Source organism: Chromobacterium sp. Panama, from assembly GCF_003052555.1.
Classification (GTDB): Bacteria; Pseudomonadota; Gammaproteobacteria; order Burkholderiales; family Chromobacteriaceae; genus Chromobacterium.
In genome coordinates this window covers 1791655-1812705 of sequence record NZ_QARX01000001.1, presented here as the reverse complement: position 1 = coordinate 1812705, position 21051 = coordinate 1791655, and the positions used below count along the sequence as shown (strand labels likewise).

Here is a 21051-nt window from a genome sequence, read left to right as displayed (position 1 = left end):
CCACCCATGATTACTCTTTACGGCATACCCAATTGCAGCACCGTCAAAAAAGCGCGCCAATGGCTGAGCGACAACGGCCTCGACTACCACTTCCATGATTTCAAGAAACAAGGCGCGGACGCCGCCAGCCTGGAGCGCTGGGCCGCCGCGGTCGGCCTCGCCAAGCTGATCAACCGCCAGGGCACCACCTGGCGCGCGCTGCCGGACGAGGTCAAGGCCGGCGCCGAGCAACTGCCGGCCGCGCTGGCCTTGATGCAGGCCAATCCCTCTGTGATCAAGCGCCCGGTGCTGGACGCCGGCGGCAAGATCAGCGTCGGCTTCGTCGAAGCCGACTGGGCGGAGCGCCTGCTGAAATGAGCGCAACCTTAGAATTGGCGCGGCAGCTGATCCGGCTGGATTCGGTCACCCCGCGCGACCAGGGCTGCCAGGAATTGATGATCGCCCGCTTGGAAGCCATAGGCTTTCGCGTGGAGCGCATGCGTTTCGGCGAGGTCGACAACTTCTGGGCCCGCCGCGGCGACGCAGCTCCGCTGGTCTGCTTCGCCGGCCACACCGACGTGGTGCCCACCGGTCCGCTGGAGCAATGGGACAGCCCGCCCTTCGAACCTACCATCCGCAACGGCCTGCTCTACGGCCGCGGCGCCGCCGACATGAAAGCTTCGCTGGCCGCCTTCGTCACCGCCTGCGAAGACTTCGTCGCCCGCCATCCCGGACACCCCGGCTCCATCGCCCTCCTGATCACCTCGGACGAGGAAGGCGTGGCGGTGGACGGCAGCGTCAAGGTGGTGGACGCGCTGGAGGCGCGCGGCGAAACCATAGATTATTGCATCGTCGGCGAGCCCACCTCGGACCAGGCGCTGGGCGACACCATCAAGAACGGCCGCCGCGGCTCGCTGTCCGGCCATTTGATCGTGCACGGCATCCAGGGCCACATCGCCTATCCGCACCTGGCCAAGAACCCGGTTCACCTGATGGCGCCGGCGCTGGCCGAACTGGCGGAGACGCGCTGGGACGAGGGCAATGCCTTTTTCCCGCCCACCAGCTGGCAGGTGTCCAACATCCATGCGGGCACCGGCGCCAGCAACATCATTCCCGGCCATTGCGATATCCGCTTCAACTTCCGCTTCTCGCCGGAGAGCAGCGCGGAATCGCTGAAGGAACGCGTCTGCGCCATTCTGGACCGCCACGGCCTGGGCTATGAGTTGCACTGGCAATTGTCCGGCCAGCCTTTCCTGACGCAGCCGGGCAAGCTCACCGAGGCGCTTGGCCTCGCCATCGCCGACGCCACCGGCCGCCGGGCCGAGCTCTCCACCACCGGCGGCACCTCCGACGGCCGCTTCATCAAGCGCATCGCGCGCGAGCTGGTGGAGTTCGGCCCGGTCAACGCCACCATCCACAAGCTGAACGAGTGCGTGGAGGCGGCCGATGTCGAACCCTTGTCCGCCATCTATCGCCACACGCTGGAACTGCTGCTGAACACTGACTAAGCCGAATTCCGGCTATGCTGAAACCGGTTGCGCCTGGCGCGGCCGGTTTTTTTGCTTTGCGGCGCGCCGCCGTGGCGCGGCGTCGACGCTTCTCGTCTCCCGCCTGAATGCGGCGGCCTCCAGCGAAAGGTATGATCCGAACCATGGAAGTCGAAATCGCAAAAATATTCATCGCGCTGCTGGTGCTGGTCAATCCGCTGGGCGCCATCCCCATCTTCATCAGCCTGACGCCCACCTCCAACCAGTTGGAGCGCAAGAAGATCGCCAAGACCACGGCCATCGCCGTGGCCATCGTGCTCTGCCTGTTCGCCGTCGTCGGCGAGACCCTGCTGCGCTTTCTCGGCATCAGCGTCGGCTCTTTCCAGGTGGGCGGCGGCCTGTTGGTGATGTTGATCGCCATCGCGCTGATGAACGCCAAACCGGGACCGACCAAGACCACCAAGGTGGAGCGCGAGGAAGCGGAAACCAAGACCAATATCGCCGTGGTGCCGCTGGCCATCCCGCTGATGACCGGGCCGGGCACCATCTCCACCGTGATCATCTATGCGACGACGGCCTCGTCGTGGGTACAGGTGGTTTACCTTTTGGTAAGCAGTTTGCTGGTGGCCATCACCTGCTACGGCGCGCTGGTGCTGGCCTCGCCCTTGTCCCGCCTGCTGGGGCAGACCGGCATCAACATCGTCAACCGGGTGATGGGCATGCTGCTGGCGGCGGTGTCGGTGGAAATCATTGTGGATGGGATTTACCGGCTTTTTCCGCAGCTTGCACGATAAAATCCCAAAAAACCCACAAACTCGGCAGGATTATTGTGCTGAGGCGATCAGCACAGCGCCTGGCGTTCAATACCAGACAAAGCGGGGCAAGACCCGGGCTCCGCCCGTTCGCCGCATGGAAAACCCCTTGTTTTTACTTGGGGTTTTCCATGTCCTCGCTCAAGCCCAAGCCCGCATCTGTATATAGACAGACGTCGCTGTATACACATTTTCAAAGACAACTGTTCATTGTTTGTACCGATCCCAAGCAGTACTAATAAGGGGTTTTCATCCAATGGTCATTTTGCCATGTCTAGCCAGCAAGCCGTCCCCATCAAAATCTATCCGCGCCTGACCACCGGCCGCTTCAACAACGTTCGGGTGTTCATGGTTCTCGCTACCCAACTGGCGTTCTTCGGCCTGCCCTGGTTGCAGTGGAACGGCAGGCAGGCTGTGCATCTGGATCTGGAACAACATCGCTTCCTGATCTTCGGCCTCACCTTCTGGCCGCAGGACTTCATCTTCTTCGCCGCCTTGCTGGTGATCTGCGCGCTGGGCCTGTTCCTGTGGACCGCGCTGGCCGGCCGGCTCTGGTGCGGTTACAGCTGTCCGCAGACAGTCTACACCCAGATCATGTTGTGGATAGAACGGCTGACCCTGGGCGATCACAACGCCCGCCGCAAACTGGACGCGGCGCCGATGAGCGTGAACAAGTTCACGCGCAAGACGCTGTCGCACGGGCTGATGGGCTTGTTCTCGCTGATCACCGGCTTCACCCTGGTCGGCTACTTCACCCCGGTGCGCGAGCTGGCCGCCGCCGCGCCCAGCCTGGCCTACGGCCCGTGGGAAAGCTTCTGGATCCTGTTCTACGGCGGTTTCACCTGGCTGCTGGCCGGCGTGCTGCGCGAGAAGGTTTGTCTGCACATGTGCCCGTACGCGCGCTTCCAGGGCGCGATGTTCGACAACGACACCCTGATCATCTCCTACGACAACCGCCGCGGCGAACCGCGCGGCAAGAGCAAGCAGGCGGCCGACAAGGCGCGCGGCAGCTGCATCGATTGCGGCATCTGCGTCCAGGTCTGCCCCACCGGCATCGACATCCGCAACGGCCTGCAATACGAGTGCATAGGCTGCGCCGCCTGTATCGACGCCTGCGATCAGGTAATGGACAAGATCCATGCGCCGCGCGGGCTGATCAGCTACACCAGCGCCGCCGCGCTGGAAGCCGCCGGCAAGCCGGAACGCCCCAGCAGCAGCCATCGCCCGCGGGTCATCGTCTACTCCAGCCTGCTGGCCGGCATCATCGCCCTGTCCACCACCGCGCTGATCCTGAAAAAACCGTTCAAGGTGGACGTGCTGCGCGACCGCGCGGTCCTGGTGCGCGCCACCGACGACGGTCTGCTGGAAAACAGCTATAACCTGAAGCTGATCAACACCAGCGAACAGGCGCAGCGCTTCAAGATCCAGGTGGAAGGCCTGCCCAGCCTGAGGCTGGACAAGCCGGGCCAGGTGGTCGAAGTCGCGCCCACCCGCACCGAGACCGTCACCGTGCGAGTGCAGGCCGAGCCCGAGCACGCCACCCGCGGCGCGCACGACATCTACTTCGTGGTCAGCTCGCTGAGCCATGACGGTAGTATGATCAGGGAAAAATCCAGCTTCATCGGCGAATGAATCTAGGACCCGCCGATGTTTTTCAGCGCCAAGCAAACGTCGGCGGCCCTAGGCAGTCCATCAGGAGTCATGCCGCGGCGCAACGCCGCCGCGGCTCAACCGCCAGGAATACAATGAGCAAGACCAGTCAACTGAGCCAGCGCTTTCGCCATGCCATCGAGCAAGGCCATCTGCGCCCCGGCGATCGCATGCCTTCGCTGCGCAAGCTATGCCTGGACCACAAGGTCAGCATCACCACCGCCCAACGCGCCTACGCCGAGCTGGAGAAACAAGGCCTGATCGAGTCCCTGCCCCGCTCCGGTTTCCGGGTGCTGGGCCTGTCCTCGCTGTCGCTGCGCCAGTCGCCGCCGCTGCCGGACCACCCGGGCGAGTTCCGCGCCGAGCACCTGACCATGGCGCTGCCCATGCCCTGGGGCTGCCCGTTCATGAACCCGGTGTTGATCAACACCACGCCGCTGACCCGCGCGCTGACCCGCGCGCTCAGCGATTACCGCTACGCCTTGTCCAGCACCGACAGCGAGGGCTACGAGGGGCTGCGCCGAGAACTGGCGCTACGCTATCTCGCCCAGGGCGTGGAGCTGGACGGCGAGGAAATGCTGATCACCTGCGGCGGCATGGAGGCGCTGAACCTGGCGATCCGCTCGGTGGCCCGCCTCAGCGGCAGCGACTGCATGCTGGTGATCACCCCGGCCTTCCCGCCCATCTTCGAACAACTGGAACACCTGGAACTGCGCGCCGTCGGCTTCAACTGTCCGCCGGGGCAGCCGCTGGACCTGGAGCGGCTGGAGGCGCTGCTGATCCAGCACCAGCCGGCCGGCATCATCGCCATGCCCAATTTCCAGCACCCCACCGGCCAGGTGATGAGCGATTCGCAAAAAGCCGCGCTGCTGGCGCTGGCGGAACGCCACCGCGTGCCCATCATCGAGGACGACACCTATCGCGAGCTGTACTTCGGCGAAGGCGCGCCCTTGCCGCTCAAGGCTTTCGATCAGCGCGGCAGCGTGCTGCACTGTTCCTCCTTCAGCAAATCGCTGGCCCCCGGCTATCGCGTGGGCTGGATCGCCGCCGGACGCTTCCGCGACAGCATTCTGGGCCTCAAGCTGTGCAGCTCGCTGGCCACCCCGCTGCCCAGCCAGATGGCGCTGGCGCGCTTGCTGGCCGGCGGCCATCACGAGGACATGCTCAGCCTGTTGCGCCAGCGTCTGCAAAACAATCTGGCCGCGCTGCAACAGCAGATCTCCGCCCATTTCCCGGCCGACTGCCGGATGGCCCGGCCGCAGGGCGGCTACTTCCTGTGGGTGGAGCTGCCGCCCGGCGTCGACTGCCGCCGCCTGCTGCCGATGGCGATGCAACAGGGGCTGCACTTCGCGCCGTCCCAGATGTTCCACACCCCGGGACAGGACACCGGCAACGCGATGCGCTTGAACTTCAGCTTCTTCGATCCGCTGCAACACCGCTCCGGCGTCCCCCTGCTGGCCGAGCTGCTCAGCCCGGCCAACGTCCGCTGAGCCTCAGATCCGCTCATCCGCCAGCTTGACCCGCTTGCGCTGCCCCAGCAGGGGCAGCAGCAAGACGGCGGACAGCATGGTGGTCACGGACAAGGCCAGGAAAAACCCGTCCCAGCCCCAAGCGTCGGTCACCTTGGCCAGCGGGTAGCCGGACAGCGCCGCCCCCAGATAGCCGAACACACCGACGAAACCGGTGGCCGCGCCCGCCGACTCCTTGTGCGCGGCCTCGGCCGCCGCCATGCCTATCAGCATCTGCGGGCCGAAAATAAAGAAACCGATGAAGAAGAAGCTGCCGGCGATCAACAGGTAGTGATCCACCCGCAAGGTCCACAGCAGCAGCACCGACAGCAGGATGCCCAGGGTGAAGATGATGTTCATCGGCACCCGGTTGCCGCGGAAAAAACGGTCCGAGCCCCAGCCGGCGACGATGGTGCCGATGAAGCCGCCCACCTCCAGCCAGAAAATCGCCGAGTTGGCCTTCAGCAACGCGTAACCGTGCTGCTCCTGCAGAAATTTGTTGCCCCAATCGTTGATGCCGATGCGCACCACGTAGACGAATAGATAAGACGCGGCCAGCAGCCAGATGAAGCGGTTGCCGAACACATAACGCCGCAATACCTGCCACATCGGCAGCTTGGCGCTATTCCTCTCCTGCTCCAGCTCCAGTTCGTCCCGCCGCCAGGCCCCCACCGTCGGCAGGCCCATGGACGCTGGCCGATCGCGCAGGCGGACGCACAGCAACAGGCCGACGGCGATGCCGATCACCCCCGGCACGATCATGCCGTAGCGCCAGCCGTAAGCCATCGCCAAGGCGCCCGCCAGCAAGGGAATCAGCGCGCCGCCGACATTGTGCGAGGTATTGCAGATCGCCCACCAGAAACCGCGCTCGTTGCGCGAGTACCAGGCCGTCATCAACTTGGCGCACGGCGGCCAGCCCCAGCCCTGGAAGAAGGCGTTCAGCGTCCACAGCGCGGTGAAGGCCAGCAAGCTGCTGCTGAAGCCGAACAGGATGTTGATGACGCCTGTGGCGATCAGGCCCAGGCCCATGAAGTAACGCGGATTGGCGAAGTCGCTCATCATGCCGGACACGAAGCGCGACACGCCGTAGACGATGTAGAACATCGACAGGATGGCGCCGCCGGCGGCCCGCTCCCAGCCCAGGTCGTCCAGCATCGCCGGCAGGATGGAATTGAAACTGCGGCGGGTGAAATAGTAGACGGCGTAGCCGGCGTACAAGCCCAACATGATGTGGAGGCGCCAATGACGGTAGCTGGCGTTGATTTCCTCCTGGTTCTTGTCCACCGGCGCCTCCGGCTGCGCGCGCAGCCAGCTCAGCCATGTTCTCAGCGACATGTGCGTTCTCCTCTGTCCGCGCCGCCGCGACGGCGGCGCCGTTGTGACCGGCGCGTCTTTGCGCGCCTTGCCTCAAGCCAGCCGCTGAATCAGCTCCAGCGCCTCGCGGTGGCGGGCCGGATCGCCGGCCGCCACTACCCGGCTGCCGCTGTCCAGCGTGATCGCCCGACCCTCCCAATCGCTGATCACGCCGCCGGCGCCCTCGATCACCGGCCGCATCGCCGCGTAGTCGTAGAGCTTGAGGCCGGCGTCCAGCGCCAGGTCGGTGCGCCCGGAAGCCAGCAGGCCGTAGCTACGGCAAGCGCCGCCGTAGACCCGCCAGCCCGTGCGCTCGCAAAAGCCCTGCCATACCGGCCTTTCCTCCGGCAGGAAAAAATCCGGGCTGCTGACCGAGACGAAGGCCCGCTCCAGGCTGGCGCAGGCTCGGGTCCGGCATTCGCGGCCGCCGTCGCGCTTGAACAATAAGGTGGGCAGGCCGCGACGGCCTATCCAGCAGTCGTCGGTGGCCGGCTGGTCGATCACGCCCAGCACCGGCACGCCCTGATGCAAGAGCGCGATCAGGCTGCCGTAGACCGGCATGCCGGCCATGAAGGAGGCGGTGCCGTCGATGGGGTCCAGCACCCACAGCCATTCCGCGTCCCGCTCCCTGGCGCCGAACTCCTCGCCCAGCACGCCGTGGTCCGGATAACGCCGCAGGATGCGCTCGCGCAGCTTTTGCTCAATCTCCAGATCCAGTTGAGTCACCAGAGTGCGGTCCGGCTTGAACTGCGAACTCCAGTCGGTACGGGAAGCCAGCAAGCCGCGGCTGTCCGCCACCAGCTCCCGCGCGAATGTCAGCCATTCATCCAATTGTCCTTGGGCATACCGCCTCATCCCACCCTCCTTTCACTGCCTCACTGCATCACCGCCCGTGTCGTCCACTGGCCGTTCTTGACTTCGGAAATCGTCACCGCCGCCTTGTTGAGATCGCCCTTGGCGTCAAAGGAAAAATCGGTGCTGACTCCGGCGTAGCTGAGCTTGGCCAATACCGGCATGAATCGCGCCGGCTCCACCGAACCCGCCTGCTGCATGGCGGCCGCCACCATCATCATGCCGTCGTAGAACTGCGGCCCCAGCCTCACCACATCCTGCTTGAAACGCGCCTGATAGCGCTGGCGGAAAGCCTTGCCCGCCGGCCTGTCGTTCAACTGGCCGCCGGGAATGCCGGCGAAGTGGCCGCCGGCGCTGTCGCCGGCCAGGCTGAGGAAGGTGGGCGTTTGCAGCATGTCGCCGCCCAGCAGACGCGCGTCCAGCCCCAGCCGCTTCATCTGCTTGGCCATGGGCGCGGCCTGGGCGTCGGCGCCGCCGTAGAAGATCACCTGCGGCCGCAGCGGCTTGACCGCGGTCAGGATGGCGGAAAAATCGCTGGCCTTGTCGTTGGTGTACTCGCGGCGGGCGATCTTGCCGCCGCTGGCCTGCACCGCCTTGGCGAACTCGTCGGCGATGCCCTGGCCGTAGGCGGTGCGGTCGTCTATCACCACGATGCTGCTCGCCTTCAGCGTCTGCACCGCGAAGCGGCCCAGCGCGGCGCCCACCTGGCTGTCGCTGCCCACCAGCCGGAAGGCGGTGCGGTAGCCCTGCCGGGTATAGGCCGGGTTGGTGGACACCGATAGCTGCGGAATGCCGGCGGCGGCGTAAAGACGCGCAGCCGGAATCGACACTCCGGAATTGAAATGGCCGAGCACCGCCTTGACGCCGGAGTCGACGAAGCGTTGCGCCACCTGGGTGCCGATGCGCGGATCGGCCTGGTCGTCCTCCGCCAGCAACTGGAAGCGCACCGGCTGGCCGCCTATCTGAGGCTTGCGCGCGTTCAATTCGTCCACCGCCAGCCGCGCGGCGTTTTCATTGTCCTTGCCGTAATGAGCTTGCGGGCCGGACAAGGGCGAGGCGAAGCCTATCTTGACCAGGGTTTCGGCGGCCGCCGGCCAGGCGCCGATCAGCAGCGCGGCGCCGGCGAGCGCCGCCCGCAGGGGGAAAATGGTTTTCATCTCGTCTCTCCTTTGTTTTGGATGGGTGCTGCGCAAAACGCCCGGCGCCGCGCCGGCGGCGCCGGGCCTCAAGCTAGTTCACGTACCAGATGGTCTTGGTCTGCTGGTATTGCTCCAGCGCCTCAAGGCCTTTGTCGCGCCCGCCGAAGCCGGATTGTTTGAAGCCGCCGAAGGGCGTGGTGATGTCGCCCTCGGAGAAGCCGTTGACCGACACCGTGCCGGCGCGCAAGGCGGCGGCCACGCGCTGCGCGCGCCTGACGTCGCGGGTGTACAGCGAGGCGGCCAGGCCGTAGACGCTGTCGTTGGCCAGGCGCACCGCTTCTTCCTCGCTGTCGAAGGTGCTCACCGCCAGGATCGGGCCGAAGATTTCCTCCTGGAAGACGCGCATCTTGGCGTCGACCTGGTCGAAAATGGTGGGTTCGATATACCAGCCGCTGCCCAGCTCGGCGTGGATGCGGCCGCCGTGCACCAGCCGCGCGCCCTCGGCCTTGGCCGCGTCCAGATAGGCTTTCACCCGTTCGAAATGGGCTTGTTCCACCAGCGGCCCCACCTGCACCGTCGGATCTGTGGGCAGGCCCAGCTTCCAGCCGGCCAGCCGCCGCTTGAGCTTCTCCAGCAAGGCGTCCTTGACGCTGGCGGCGACGATCAAGCGCGAGCCGCAGCTGCAGTTCTCGCTCATATTCCAGAAGGCCGCGGCCAGCACGTCGTCGACGATCTCGTCCAGCTCGGCGTCCTCGAACACCAGCTGCGGACTCTTGCCGCCCAGCTCCAGCACCACTTCCTTCAGATTGCTCTCGGCGGAATACTGCAGGAACAAACGCCCCACTTCGGTGGAGCCGGTAAAGGACACCATGTCCACGTCCGGATGCCGGCCCAACGCCTCGCCCACCGACTGGCCGGAGCCGGTGACCAGGGTCAGCGCCGCGGCGGGAATGCCGGCCTGATGCGCCAGCTGGGTGATGCGATAGGCGCTGAGCGAGGTCTGCTTGGCCGGCTTCACCACCACCGAGTTGCCGGCGGCCAGCGCCGGCGCCACTTTCCACGCGTACATCTGCGCCGGGAAGTTCCACGGCAGCACCGCGCCCACCACGCCTATCGGCTCCTTGACGATGAAGCCCAGCGCCTCCGGCCCGGTGGGCGCCACCTTGCCGTAGCACTTGTCTATCGCCTCCGCGTACCAGCCGAAGGTGTCCAGCGTGGCCGGCAGATCGGTGTTCAGGCATTCGGTGATGGGTTTGCCGGCGTCGATGCAATCCAGCGCCGCCAACTCCTCGACGTGTTCTTGCAATAGCGCCACCCAGCGCTGCATCGCCTGCTTGCGCTCGGCCGGCGGCCGGCGCGACCATTCGCCGGACTCGAAGCCGGCGCGCGCCGCCGCCACCGCGGCGTCGACGTCGGCGGCGTCGCCGGCGGCGACATGGCCGATCAGGCTGTTGTCCATCGGCGTCCGATTGTCCAGCCGCGCGCCCTTGCCCTCATGGCCGGGGATCAGCAGGCCGGCCCACAATTGCCCGGCGCGGGCCTGCTCGAATACCGTTTCCTTGCTTAATGGCATCTCAGTCTCCTGTTAACGATCGAACGCGGCCAGCGCGTCGAGGAAGGCCTTGGCTTCCGCGCCCGGCAAAGGCAGCAGCGGCAGGCGCACATCGCCGGCCTCGACGCCGTGGCGACGCACGCCCAGCTTGGCCTTCTGGTTGTAGCCGCCGGATTCCATCGCCTGGATCGCCGGATACATCGCCGCCATCAGCGCGCGCACCCGCGCCCAGTCCTCGACCTTGGCGGCGTTCAGCATCGCCACCTGTTCGCCGGGAAAGACGTTGGCCGCGCCGCTGATCCAGCTGCGCACGCCCCAGAACAGAAAATCCGCCGCCTGGTCGTCGCAGCCGCAGATCACCTCGAAATCCGGCAAGTTCGCCTGGATCAGCGCCAGCGCGCGGCTGAAATCGCCGCTGCTTTCCTTGATGCCGACGATATTGGGCTCGCGGCTCAGCTCCGCCACGCTGTCGATGTCGATGCCGACCCCGGCGCGCGCCGGGAAGTTGTAGAGGATGATGGGCAGCGCGCTGGCGGCGGCCACCGCCTTGAAATGGGCGACGATGCCGGCCTGGTCCGGCAGGCTGTAGGCCGGCGGCGCCAGCATCAGCGCCTCGTAGCCCAGCTCCGCCGCCTGGCGCGCGCGCGCGATCGCGCCGCGGGTGGACAGGTCGTTGGCGCCGGCGATCAGCCGCAGCCGGCCCTTGCCCGCCTGGGCCACACACTCCAGCACTTGGCGGCGCTCGCCCTCGTCCAGCGCGTAGTATTCGCCGGTGGTGCCGCAGGCGACGACGCCGGCGACGCCTTGCTCGATGAAACGCTCGATCAGCTGCCGCAGCGCCGCCAGGTCCAGGCGGCCGTCGCGGTCGAACGGCGTGACGATGGGAACCAGAATGCCTTGTTCTTGCATGGGAGTTTCCTTTGTACTTACGGGTGGAAGAAGGTCGCGCGGCTCAAGCCGGCGCGGCGGCGGCGGGCGCGGAGCGGACGCGCCAGATCGCGATGTCGGCGTAGCCGTAGAACACGCTGATGGCGATCACCAGCAGGTGGTACCAGAGAAAGGGCAGATACTGCAGCGTGGACACGCCCAGCGTCGCCGCCATGAACACGCCGCCGTCGCTCCAGGGCACCATGGGCGCGGTCACCGTGCCGCCGGCTTCGACATTGCGCGACAGCACCCGGCGCTCTATGCCCTGCAGATCGTAATTGCGCTCGGTGATGGTGCTGGCGGTGATCAGCGACACATAGGCGGCGCCGCCGAAGAAGTTGCCGAAGAAGCCGCCCAGAATCGTCGAAACGGTCAAACGGCCCGGATTATTGGCCCAGCGCAGGAAGTTGGCGCTGATCACCTCCAGGATGCCGGCGCGTTCCATCAGGCCGCCCAGCCCCAGGGCGAACAGGATCAGCGCGATCACGCTGAGCATGGATTCGATGCCGCCGCGGTTGAGCAAGGTGTTGAGAAACTCCACGTCGGACGCGGTGCGGTTGCCGAAGTACGCGGTGCGCACCGCGTCCAGCACGGGCATGTCCTGCGCCCACCAGGCGCAGACGATGCCCATCACCGCCCCCGAGCAGATCACCGGGATGGACGGCAGCCGCATCGTCAACATCGTGATCACCGCCGCCGCCGGCAGCAGCAGCCAGCCGTTGACGGTGAAGTGCGAGCCCAAGGCCTGCATCGCCAGATCGGCGCGGCCGGTGTCCAGGCCGGCGTCGACATAGAAGAAACCGACGCCGAGGAACAACAGCGCGGTCAGCAAGGTGGCCGGCACGCTGACCCACATCATCGAGCGGATGTGGTCGATCAGATCCACCTTGCACAGCGAGGCGGTCATCACCGTGGTGTCCGACAGCGGCGACATCTTGTCGCCGACATAGGCGCCGGAAATCACCGCGCCGGCCACCAGCGGCAAAGGCATGCCGAAGCTGTAGCCTATGCCCATCATCGCGATGCCCGCCGTGCCGGCGGTGCCGAAGGAGGTGCCGGTGGCCAGCGAGGTCAGCATGCAGATGATGAAGGCCGCGCACAGAAAGATCTGCGGGCTCATGATGGCCAGGCCGTAGTAGATGATGGCCGGCACCACGCCGCCGGCGATCCAGGTGCCGATCAGCGCGCCCACGGTAATCAGCACCAGCACTGCCACCATGCCGTTGTGGATGCCCTGGATCAGGCCTTGCTGCATATCGTCGTAACTGCGGCCCAGCCAGTTGCCCAGCCCTATCACCAGGAACCAGCTGCTGAACAGCGCCAGCTGGATGGGCAGGTCCAGCACGTTAAGGAATAGAAACATGATGGCGATGAAGCCGGCCATCACCGCGACAACCTGGGTTGCGCTCGGCAAGCGCGGCGATCTTTGTTGCATGGCGTTTCTCCTCTGCTCGGGTGGGCGGCCGGCGGCGTCGAGGCTGCCGGCGCGGAGGGGCCGCGGCGCTCAGAACCTGTTTACGGTCTACTGCGCTGCTGCGATACCGCATTGAAAACGACTTCGACATGCTCATGCACCACGGGTACATTCCGCTTCCTCGGCCGTTTTCGCCTTGTCTCGCTCTAACTCGCGAGATCGAAAACACGTTCTAAAAGCGCGCCAGGCGGTAAGGATGCAAATCCAGATCCGGCGGACGCCGCAACACCATGTCGCGCAGCAGCGCGCCGGTGGTGGCGGCCAGCGTCAGGCCCAAATGGCCGTGGCCGAAAGCGAAATACAGGCCCTGGCGATCCGGGGCCGGGCCGATCACCGGCACGGTGTCCGGCAGCGACGGCCGGTTGCCCATCCACAGCGTCATGCCTTCGGTGGAAAAATCGCCGACGATGCGCCGCGCCTTGTCCAGCAGGATCTCGGCGCGCCGCCAGTCCGGCGCCGCGTCGCGGTGGGCCAGTTCCACGGTGCCGGCCAGCCGCAGGCCGCCGTCGGCCAGCGGCAGGATCACGAAGCTTTCGCTGGCGCACTGAATGAAATGGCGCAAAGCCACCCCGGCCTTGGGCAGGTTGACGTGATAGCCGCGCTCGCTTTCCAGCGGCACCCGGTAGCGGCACTGCCGGGTGAAGCGATCGCTCCAGATGCCGGCGGTCACCACCACCTGGGCGGCGGCCAGCGTGCGGCCATCGGCGCAGACCACGCCGTCGATCTTGCCCTCGCCTTCGCTCAGAGCCGCCGCCTCCGCTTGTTCGAAGCCGCCGCCGGCGGCGACGAAGGCGTCGAACAGGCCCCGGCAGAACAGATAGGGATCATCGACATGCGACCAGGACGCCACCTTGACCGCGCGCGCCCAGCCGTCCAGCAGCGCCGGCTCGCAAGCCTGAGCCGCCGCCTGATCCAGCGCCTGCCAGCCCACGCCGTGCTCGGACTTCCGCCGCCAGGCCGGCAAGGCCCGCTCCAGCTCGGCCGCGTCGCGGTACAAGGTCAGCGCGCCGTGCCGCCGCCACATGCCCTCCAGCCCGGCCAGCTCCACCAGCGGCGCGTAATCGGCGGCGGCCCGGTTCAGCAAAGCCGCCAGCGCGCGGGTCAGGGCAGCCACCCGCGCCGGCCGGCTGGCCAGCGCGAAACGCGCCAGCCACGGCGCCAGCGTCGGCAAATAGCGCCAGCGCACCGCCAGCGGCCCCAGCGGGTCCAGCAGCCAGCCGGGCAGGCGGCGCCAGACGCCGGGCTCGGCCAAGGGAATCACATCGCTGACCGCCAGCGCGCCGGCGTTGCCGTAGCTGGTTTCCCGCGCCGGTTCGCCGCGGTCCAGCAGCAACACCTCCAGCCCGGCTTGCCGCAGTTGCAGCGCCGCGGCGATGCCCACCACGCCGGCGCCGACGACAATGACGCGCGCGCTCATCTCAGGCCACCTCGAAGCCGTGGACATAGGGATCGGCGTCGTCCAGCAGGATGCGGTTGTAGCCGGTGAAGCGCGCCCAGCCCCGCACCGAGGGCACGATGGCCGGGTAATCGCCCACCCGCGTTTCCGCCAGCACGCGGCCGACGAACTGACTGCCGATCAGGCTCTCGTGGATGAAATCCTCGCCGACGGCGAGCAGGCCGCGCGCGTGACGCTGAGCCAGCCGCGCCGAAGTGCCGGTGCCACAAGGCGAGCGGTCCAGCGCGGACTCGCCGTACAACACCGCGTTGGCGGCGCTGGAGCCGGCGTTCTTGGCCGCGCCGGTCCACTGGCAATGGCGGACGCCGCGGATATTGGGGTCCAGTGGATGGACGATGTCGTAATGCCGGTTCAGGTATTCGCGCAGTTCGCGCCCCATCGCCACCAGCTGTGCCGGCGAGTAATCCGCCATATCGCGATAGCCCGGCTGCGCCTCGACGATGGGATAGAAATTGCCGCCGTAGGCGATGTCCACCCGCAAGCGCCCCAACGCGGACACCTCGGCCTCCACATCGCGCAGGTAGAGGAAGGACGGCACATTGGTCAAGGTCACCGCGGCGACCTTGTCGCCCTCCATCCGGTACTCTGCCGCCACCTTGCCCGCCGGCGTGTCCAGATTCAGCACCCCGGGCGCGGCCGGCGTCACCAGACCGTGCTCCAGCGCCATGGTGACCACGCCTATGGTGCCGTGGCCGCACATCGGCAGGCAGCCGCTGGTCTCGATGTAAAGCACCGCGATGTCGCAATCCTCCCGCGTCGACGGATACAGTAAGGCGCCGGACATCTGCGCATGGCCGCGCGGCTCGAACATCAGCCCGGTGCGTATCCAGTCGTAGCGGCGGATGAAATCCAGCCGCCGCTCCGCCTGGGTCTCCCCTTCCAGCCGCGGACCGCCGTTCACCACCAGCCGCACCGGATTGCCGCAGGTATGGCCATCGAGACATTCGAATTCGCGCACCGCCATGTTCTTGCTCCTCGCTTGTGATGGGGCCACTCTAACCGCGCTCATTTTTGAATACAATTTTTGAGGCGCGCAGCAGACAAGCGCTTGCGATAATATTGCGTTACCTCACATGTGAAATAATTAATTTCACAATAAAATCAATATGTTATAACGTGTTGTTTTTTAATCACCTTGCATTGCAGCATCGCCACCAACTCAAAAGCACCTTAAAAAAGGGATGAAACCGCGAATAATTGAATACAAAATTACAGCAAGCACGCCCATAATCCATGCCAAAACAAAGACTGGACGCGGCCATTGCCCGCCCTCCCCGCGCCTGTGATAATTTGAAAACTCCAACCGCCGATTTCGCCATGCCCCAAACCACCGCTCCGCGCCAAACCCTCACCGCCACCACCACCGACACGCTGCGCCAGCGCATCCTGCTGGGAGAGTGGCCGGCCGGCACCCAACTGCGCCAGGAGGCGCTGTCCAAGGAACTGGGCGTCAGCCGGGTGCCGCTGCGAGAGGCGCTGCGTCAACTGGAGGCGGAAGGATTGGTGGCCATCACCGAACGGCGCGGCGCGGTGATCGCCCAGCTGTCGCTGCCGGAAGTGCTGGAATTGCTGCGGGTGAGAGTGCTGCTGGAATGCGATATGTTGCTGGAGGCGGTGCCGCGGCAGACCCAGGCGGATCTGGACGCGGCCGGCGCGCTGCTGGCGCAGTTCGAGGAGGCGCTGCGCCGACGGGATGTCGGCGCCTGGGGCATTCTGAATTCGCGCTTCCACCTGGCGCTGTACCAGGCGGCCGACCGGCCGCAAACCCTGGCGCTGATCGAACAATTGCACAATCGCACCGATCGCTACACCCGGATGCAGATTCTGCTGACCAATTTCAGCGACCGCGCCCATCGCGAGCACAGCGAAATGCTCGAACTGTGCCGCCGCAAGGACGCGGTCAGCGCCGCCGCCTTCCTGAGACAACACATTCTGAACGCGGAAGAAGCCCTGGAGGCCTGGCACCAGGAGCATCAAGGCGAAAACGGCCGCGGCGCGCGCAAGCCGGCCTGAATACCGCCCACCAAGCGCGGCAAGCACTTGGTTTCAAACAGAAAAGTCTTTAGACACACTATATCCAATGGCTAAAATAATGATGATGACATCAGCTTTCTAGCCATTTGATCATAATCAAATAATGCACAGTTTTGAAAATGCTATACGCATTAAAATAACAGAAAAATACATTATTCCAACGGTCTAGTTACGCGCAAAAGCCAATCAAGTCATTGTTTTTCAAAAATAAACACAAGACAAACGCCCGCCGACCCCCTGCTGCGCCCGCCAATCTGTATACATCTGATCACAGCAATCTGTACATTGCCTGTACCCATACAATGCGATAACAATGCTTGCGACAATTAAAAAGCGATTCATCATAATTAGGCTACGGCAATCGCCAAATAGCCTGATTGTCTGACCATAGTCAGGCGTGACCAAATCGCTCGCCGCCGGAAGCGACTGTCCACTCCGCGCTCCATCCGGCGCTCCCTTATCGTGTCAGTAGAACCAAAACGAGCTATTTCGATGCCAAATTTAGACAGAAAATATGACATTCAGAAATTGAATGAAGATCAAATCGCCATCAACATCAATGGCAACACCGTCGCCGCCGCGCAGGGCGAGACCGTGCTCAGCGTGCTCAACGCCGTCGGCTTGCGCCGCGTCAGCCGCAACGACAGCCAGCAAAGCATGGGGTCCTATTGCGGCATGGGCGTCTGCCATTGCTGCCTGGTGCGCATCGACGGCCGCTACAAGCGCCGCGCCTGCCAGACCGTGGTGCAGCCCGGCATGACCGTGGAAACCGCGGCCAATCGCATCGAACTGGAGGGCCTGCAATGAGCGCGCGCCCCATCATCGTCGGCGGCGGCCCCGCCGGCATGGCCGCGGCCATCGAGCTGGTCAAGCACGGCCTGCCCTGCACGCTGATAGACGAAGCCTCGCGCCTGGGCGGCGTGGTTTACCGCGGCCCGCTGCGCCAGGGCGTAACCCTGGACTATTTGGGCGAGCGCTACCGCGACGCCATGCAGGCGCTGCACGCGCAGTTCGCCGAAGTCAGCCACGCGGTGGAGATCAAGCTGAACACCCGCGTCGTCGGCGGCGAAGCCGGCCAATGGCTGTACGCGCTGAATGAACAGGAAAAAGTCGAAAAGATCGACTTTGAACAATTGCTGCTGTCCGCCGGCTGCCACGAACGCAGCGTGCCCTTCCCCGGCTGGACCCTGCCCGGCGTGATCATGCTGGGCGGCCTGCAATTGCAGATCAAGAGCGGCGTGGTCAAGCCGCTGGGCCGCACCACCATCGTCGGCACCGGCCCCCTGCTTCCGCTGGTGGCCTGTCAACTGCACCGCGCCGGCGCCGACGTTCAGGGCGTCTACGAAGCCAGTTCCTTCGGCCGCATCGCCAAGGAAACCCTGGCCATGCTGAACAAGCCGCAGCTGTTCCTGGACGGCCTGAGCATGCTGGCCTACCTGAAACGCCACGGCGTGCCGCTGCACTACGGCTGGGGCGTGGTGGAGGCGAGCGGCCAGCAAGAGGTGCAGGAAGTCACCGTCGCGCCTTACGACGACAACTGGACGCCGGACCTGAACCGCGCGGTCAGCCTGGCCACGGAAACCCTGGCGGTGGGCTACGGCTTCATTCCGCGCACCCAGCTGACCCAGCAAATGGGCCTGCGCCACGCTTACGACGCCGACGGCTTCCTCAAGCCGGAAATCAACGGCTGGCAGCAAAGCAGCGAAGCCCACATCCACCTGGCCGGCGACATCGGCGGCCTGCGCGGCGGCGAAGCCGCCATGCTGAGCGGCCGCATCGCCGCCCAGTCCATCCTCAAGCAACGCGGCGCGATCAGCGCCGAACTGGCCGAGAAAAACCGCCAGCGCTACCTGACGGAACTGAAAACGGTGTTGCGCTTCCGCGTGGGCATAGACAGCTTCACCCAGCGCGGCAGCGGACAGCTGACGCTGCCGCAGGAAGACACGGTGATCTGCCGCTGCGAGAACGCGCTGCGCAAGGATATCGACGCCGCGCTGGAACAAGGCGTGCAGGACTTGATCAGCCTGAAGATGCGCACCCGCGTCAGCATGGGCGATTGCCAGGGCAAGATGTGCGTCGGCTATTGCAGCGACCGCCTGCGCGAGCACACCGGCAAGGCGGACGTGGGCTGGATCCGCCCGCGCTTCCCGCTGGACCCCTTGCCGTTCTCCGCCTTCCAAACCGAAACCGAAGAGGCCTGACCATGAGCAGACAATACGACATCGTGATCGCCGGCGGCGGCGTGATCGGCGCCTCTTGCGCCTACCAGCTGTCCAAACGCAAAGACCTGAAAATCGCGCTGATCGACGCCAAGCGCCCCGGCAACGCCTCGCGCGCCTCGGCCGGCGGCCTGTGGGCGATCGGCGAATCGGTGGGCCTGGGCTGCGGCGTGATCTTCTTCCGCATGACCTCGGCCAAGAACAAGCGCGAGGCGGCCGGCGCCGCCATCGCCGTGGACGCCAGCACCCCGCACATCCTGCCGGAGTCCTTCTTCAATTTCGCGCTGGCCTCCAACGCGCTGTATCCGGCCCTGCATCAGGAGTTGATCGAAAACCACGGCATGGATTTCAAGTTCGAGGAAACCGGGCTGAAATTCGTGATTTACGACGAGGAAGACCAGCTCTACGCCGAACACATCGCCGCGCAGATTCCTCACCTGTCCGATCAGGTGCGCTGGGTGGACCAGGCCCAACTGCGTGAAAACGAGCCCTACATCAGCCACGAGGCCACCGGCGCGCTGGAATTCCTGTGTGACCACCAGGTCAGCCCCTTCCGCCTGACCGACGCCTATACCGAGGCCGCGCGCCAGAACGGCGTCGACGTGTTCTTCAACACCAATGTCACCGGCGTGCTCAAGCAAGGCTCGCGCGTCACCGGCGTGCGGACGCTGGAAGCCGGCGAATTCCACTGCCACACCCTGATCAACGCGGCCGGCTCCTGGGCCGCCGAGTTGAGCCAATGGGCGACCGGCGTCGATATTCCGGTCAAACCGGTCAAGGGCCAGATCGTGCTGTCGGAAAAGATGCCCAAGCTGTTGCGCGGCTGCATCACCACCAGCGATTGCTATATCGCGCAGAAGGACAACGGCGAAATCCTGATCGGCAGCACCACGGAGGACAAGGGCTTCGACGTCAGCAACACCTATCCGGAAATCGCCGGCCTGGTCAAAGGCGCGATCCGCTGCCTGCCGGAGATGAAGAACATCAACATCAAGCGTTGCTGGGCCGGCTTGCGCCCCGGCTCCCCGGACGAGCTGCCCATCCTCGGGCCGATGCAGGGCGTGGACGGCTATCTGAACGCCTGCGGTCACTTCCGCACCGGCATTCTGACCTCGGCCATCACCGGCGTGATGCTGGACGCGCTGGTGCGCGGCGAAACGCCTCCGCTGGACGTGACGCCCTTCCTGGCCGACCGCTTCAACGCCCCGGCCGCCAAGCCGACGGTGCAGGAAGCCGTCGAACTGGCGCTCTCCTAAACCAGCGACGGCCCGTCGCTCCCGCGGCGGGCCGTCCCACTGATTCAGATGTTCCTCTGTTACAGGCCGGCTAGTCCGGCCTGCTTTTTTCACCCCGCCGCGCCCACCCTCTTAGAACCTGTTTACGATCTCGCGAGCTAGAGCGAGACAAGGCGAAAACCGCTGAGAAAGCGGAATGTGCGTGTGGTACATGAGCATTTCGAAGCTGTACTCACCGTGTCACATTTCACGACGCGCAGCAGATCGTAAACAGCTTCTTACTGGCCGACCCCGCGGCGCTCGTACACCGCCTGCGCCAGAGTGCCCAGGTCGACGTACTCCAGCTCTCCGCCCACCGGCATGCCGCGCGCGATGCGCGTCACTTTGAGGCCGCGTTCCTTCAGCAGCTCGGCGATCATATGCGCGGTGACCTCGCCCTCGGCGGTGAAATTGGTGGCGATGATCACCTCCTCCACCGCACCGTCCGCCGCCCTCACCAGCAGCTTGTCCAGATTGATGTCGCGCGGGCCGACATTGTCCAACGGCGAGATGCGGCCCATCAGCACGAAATACAGGCCGTCGAAGCATTTGGCCTGCTCCAGCGTCAGCAGATCCGCCGGCATCTCCACCACGCACAGCAAATCCTGCCGGCGCTCCTCGTCGGCGCAGATCGGACACAGCGGCGTTTCGCTGAAGGTGTTGCAGCGTTCGCAGTGGGTCAATTGGGTCAGCGCGCGGTCCAGCGCGCGCGCCAGCTTGTCCGCGCCCTTCTTGTCGCGCTGCAACAGGTGGAAGGCCATCCGTTGCGCGGTCTTGGGTCCGACCCCCGGCAACACTTTCAGGGCGGAAATCAGATGGTCTAGAGCGGGAGGATTCTTCATCGCTTTCACAATCGGGAAAAACGGCGGCGCAGACGCGCGTGCCGCCAGGCGAAAACCAGGCGGAAAATGCCGTAATGCAGTGTCAACAAGCAGGGCGCGCGCGGCGCGAAGCCGATGCGGTCCACCACTTCGCAGCCGCCGGGCAAGGCGCGCACTCTCCGCCGGTGCAGCCAGCGCCGCTGGGTCAGCATGGTGGAGCGCTCGTCGAAGGCGCCCGGCTCCAGCCGCGTCAGCTCCAGGTCGTCGCATTCCACCGGCAACAGGCCGAACAGCAGAATCCGGCACGGTCCGATGCGCACCGGCGGCCTCAAGCCGTCGGGCAGCTCGCCGCCCGGCAAGCGCATGCGGAGCCAGGGCCCGAGCTCGTCGTTGATGCCGGCGGCGCTGGCGGCGTGCGCCCACACCCTGTCGGCGTCGGCGCGCAGCCGGCTGCGCACGGTGAAATGGGCGAATCCGCGCATGGCTACCTCGGAAACAACGTAAAAATGGCCCG

At 65.4% G+C, this 21051-nt stretch carries 19 protein-coding genes; 9 read left to right on the top strand and 10 right to left on the bottom strand.

Annotated features, from left to right (window positions below):
• The first annotated feature begins 6 nt into the window (after positions 1 to 6).
• The 5 genes from DB032_RS08160 (at position 7) to DB032_RS08140 (ending at position 5418) form a co-directional block, all read left to right on the top strand.
• Positions 7 to 357 (top strand): arsenate reductase, encoded by a 351-nt coding sequence (locus tag DB032_RS08160; RefSeq protein WP_107799033.1) that lies wholly within the window; start codon positions 7 to 9, stop codon positions 355 to 357.
• A complete protein-coding gene (dapE, locus tag DB032_RS08155; protein WP_107799032.1) occupies positions 354 to 1487 on the top strand; it encodes a succinyl-diaminopimelate desuccinylase in 1134 nt (377 codons plus the stop codon). Before DB032_RS08160 ends, dapE begins: the two co-directional genes overlap by 4 nt.
• Before the next feature lie 143 nt (positions 1488 to 1630).
• Positions 1631 to 2260 (top strand): MarC family protein, encoded by a 630-nt coding sequence (locus DB032_RS08150; protein ID WP_019103674.1) that lies wholly within the window; start codon positions 1631 to 1633, stop codon positions 2258 to 2260.
• Positions 2261 to 2548: 288 nt separating this feature from the next.
• Positions 2549 to 3910: a cytochrome c oxidase accessory protein CcoG gene (gene ccoG, locus DB032_RS08145; protein ID WP_107799031.1), complete on the top strand. Its 1362-nt coding sequence runs from the start codon at positions 2549 to 2551 to the stop codon at positions 3908 to 3910.
• Positions 3911 to 4023: 113 nt separating this feature from the next.
• Positions 4024 to 5418, top strand: coding sequence for a PLP-dependent aminotransferase family protein (locus DB032_RS08140; RefSeq protein ID WP_158274263.1), 1395 nt, complete (start codon positions 4024 to 4026; stop codon positions 5416 to 5418).
• A gap of 3 nt (positions 5419 to 5421) precedes the next feature.
• On the opposite strand, the gene uhpC is transcribed toward DB032_RS08140, so the two are convergent.
• The 8 genes from uhpC to DB032_RS08100 form a co-directional block, all read right to left on the bottom strand.
• Positions 5422 to 6771 carry an MFS transporter family glucose-6-phosphate receptor UhpC gene (uhpC, locus tag DB032_RS08135; RefSeq protein ID WP_107799029.1) on the bottom strand — a complete coding sequence of 450 codons (1350 nt, stop codon included), beginning with the start codon at positions 6769 to 6771 and terminating at the stop codon, positions 5422 to 5424.
• A 72-nt stretch (positions 6772 to 6843) separates the two neighbouring features.
• Entirely contained in the window at positions 6844 to 7644 is an 801-nt protein-coding gene (locus DB032_RS08130; protein ID WP_107799028.1) for an inositol monophosphatase family protein, read from the bottom strand.
• Positions 7645 to 7664: 20 nt separating this feature from the next.
• The gene (locus tag DB032_RS08125) at positions 7665 to 8798 is read right to left on the bottom strand and encodes a branched-chain amino acid ABC transporter substrate-binding protein (RefSeq protein ID WP_107799027.1); all 1134 of its coding nucleotides are present in this window, start codon (positions 8796 to 8798) and stop codon (positions 7665 to 7667) included.
• A 73-nt stretch (positions 8799 to 8871) separates the two neighbouring features.
• On the bottom strand, positions 8872 to 10353 hold the full coding sequence (locus DB032_RS08120; protein ID WP_107799026.1) for an aldehyde dehydrogenase: 1482 nt from the start codon (positions 10351 to 10353) through the stop codon (positions 8872 to 8874).
• Between the two features lie 12 nt (positions 10354 to 10365).
• A complete protein-coding gene (dapA, locus tag DB032_RS08115) occupies positions 10366 to 11241 on the bottom strand; it encodes a 4-hydroxy-tetrahydrodipicolinate synthase (protein ID WP_107799025.1) in 876 nt (291 codons plus the stop codon).
• A gap of 43 nt (positions 11242 to 11284) precedes the next feature.
• Positions 11285 to 12694 carry a Na+/H+ antiporter NhaC gene (gene nhaC, locus DB032_RS08110; protein ID WP_107799024.1) on the bottom strand — a complete coding sequence of 470 codons (1410 nt, stop codon included), beginning with the start codon at positions 12692 to 12694 and terminating at the stop codon, positions 11285 to 11287.
• 211 nt (positions 12695 to 12905) lie between these two features.
• Complete coding sequence (locus DB032_RS08105) at positions 12906 to 14150, bottom strand: FAD-binding oxidoreductase (RefSeq protein ID WP_107799023.1); 1245 nt, start codon at positions 14148 to 14150, stop codon at positions 12906 to 12908.
• 1 nt (position 14151) lies between these two features.
• On the bottom strand, positions 14152 to 15153 hold the full coding sequence (locus tag DB032_RS08100) for a 4-hydroxyproline epimerase (RefSeq protein WP_107799022.1): 1002 nt from the start codon (positions 15151 to 15153) through the stop codon (positions 14152 to 14154).
• A gap of 353 nt (positions 15154 to 15506) precedes the next feature.
• On the opposite strand from DB032_RS08100, the gene DB032_RS08095 reads away from it, so the two are divergent.
• The 4 genes from DB032_RS08095 (at position 15507) to hcnC (ending at position 19698) form a co-directional block, all read left to right on the top strand.
• Positions 15507 to 16202 (top strand): GntR family transcriptional regulator, encoded by a 696-nt coding sequence (locus DB032_RS08095; RefSeq protein ID WP_107799021.1) that lies wholly within the window; start codon positions 15507 to 15509, stop codon positions 16200 to 16202.
• Between the two features lie 549 nt (positions 16203 to 16751).
• A complete protein-coding gene (locus DB032_RS08090; protein ID WP_304529379.1) occupies positions 16752 to 17030 on the top strand; it encodes a (2Fe-2S)-binding protein in 279 nt (92 codons plus the stop codon).
• Positions 17027 to 18424 carry an NAD(P)/FAD-dependent oxidoreductase gene (locus DB032_RS08085; RefSeq protein WP_107799019.1) on the top strand — a complete coding sequence of 466 codons (1398 nt, stop codon included), beginning with the start codon at positions 17027 to 17029 and terminating at the stop codon, positions 18422 to 18424. The genes DB032_RS08090 and DB032_RS08085 overlap by 4 nt, the downstream gene beginning before the upstream one ends.
• Before the next feature lie 2 nt (positions 18425 to 18426).
• Entirely contained in the window at positions 18427 to 19698 is a 1272-nt protein-coding gene (gene hcnC / locus DB032_RS08080) for a cyanide-forming glycine dehydrogenase subunit HcnC (RefSeq protein ID WP_107799018.1), read from the top strand.
• A 257-nt stretch (positions 19699 to 19955) separates the two neighbouring features.
• Here hcnC and recR read toward each other — a convergent pair whose 3' ends face one another.
• Together recR and DB032_RS08070 are read right to left on the bottom strand one after the other, a co-directional pair.
• Positions 19956 to 20558 carry a recombination mediator RecR gene (recR, locus tag DB032_RS08075; protein ID WP_048412399.1) on the bottom strand — a complete coding sequence of 201 codons (603 nt, stop codon included), beginning with the start codon at positions 20556 to 20558 and terminating at the stop codon, positions 19956 to 19958.
• A 5-nt stretch (positions 20559 to 20563) separates the two neighbouring features.
• Positions 20564 to 21019 carry a hypothetical protein gene (locus DB032_RS08070; RefSeq protein WP_146176614.1) on the bottom strand — a complete coding sequence of 152 codons (456 nt, stop codon included), beginning with the start codon at positions 21017 to 21019 and terminating at the stop codon, positions 20564 to 20566.
• Positions 21020 to 21051 lie beyond the last annotated feature (32 nt).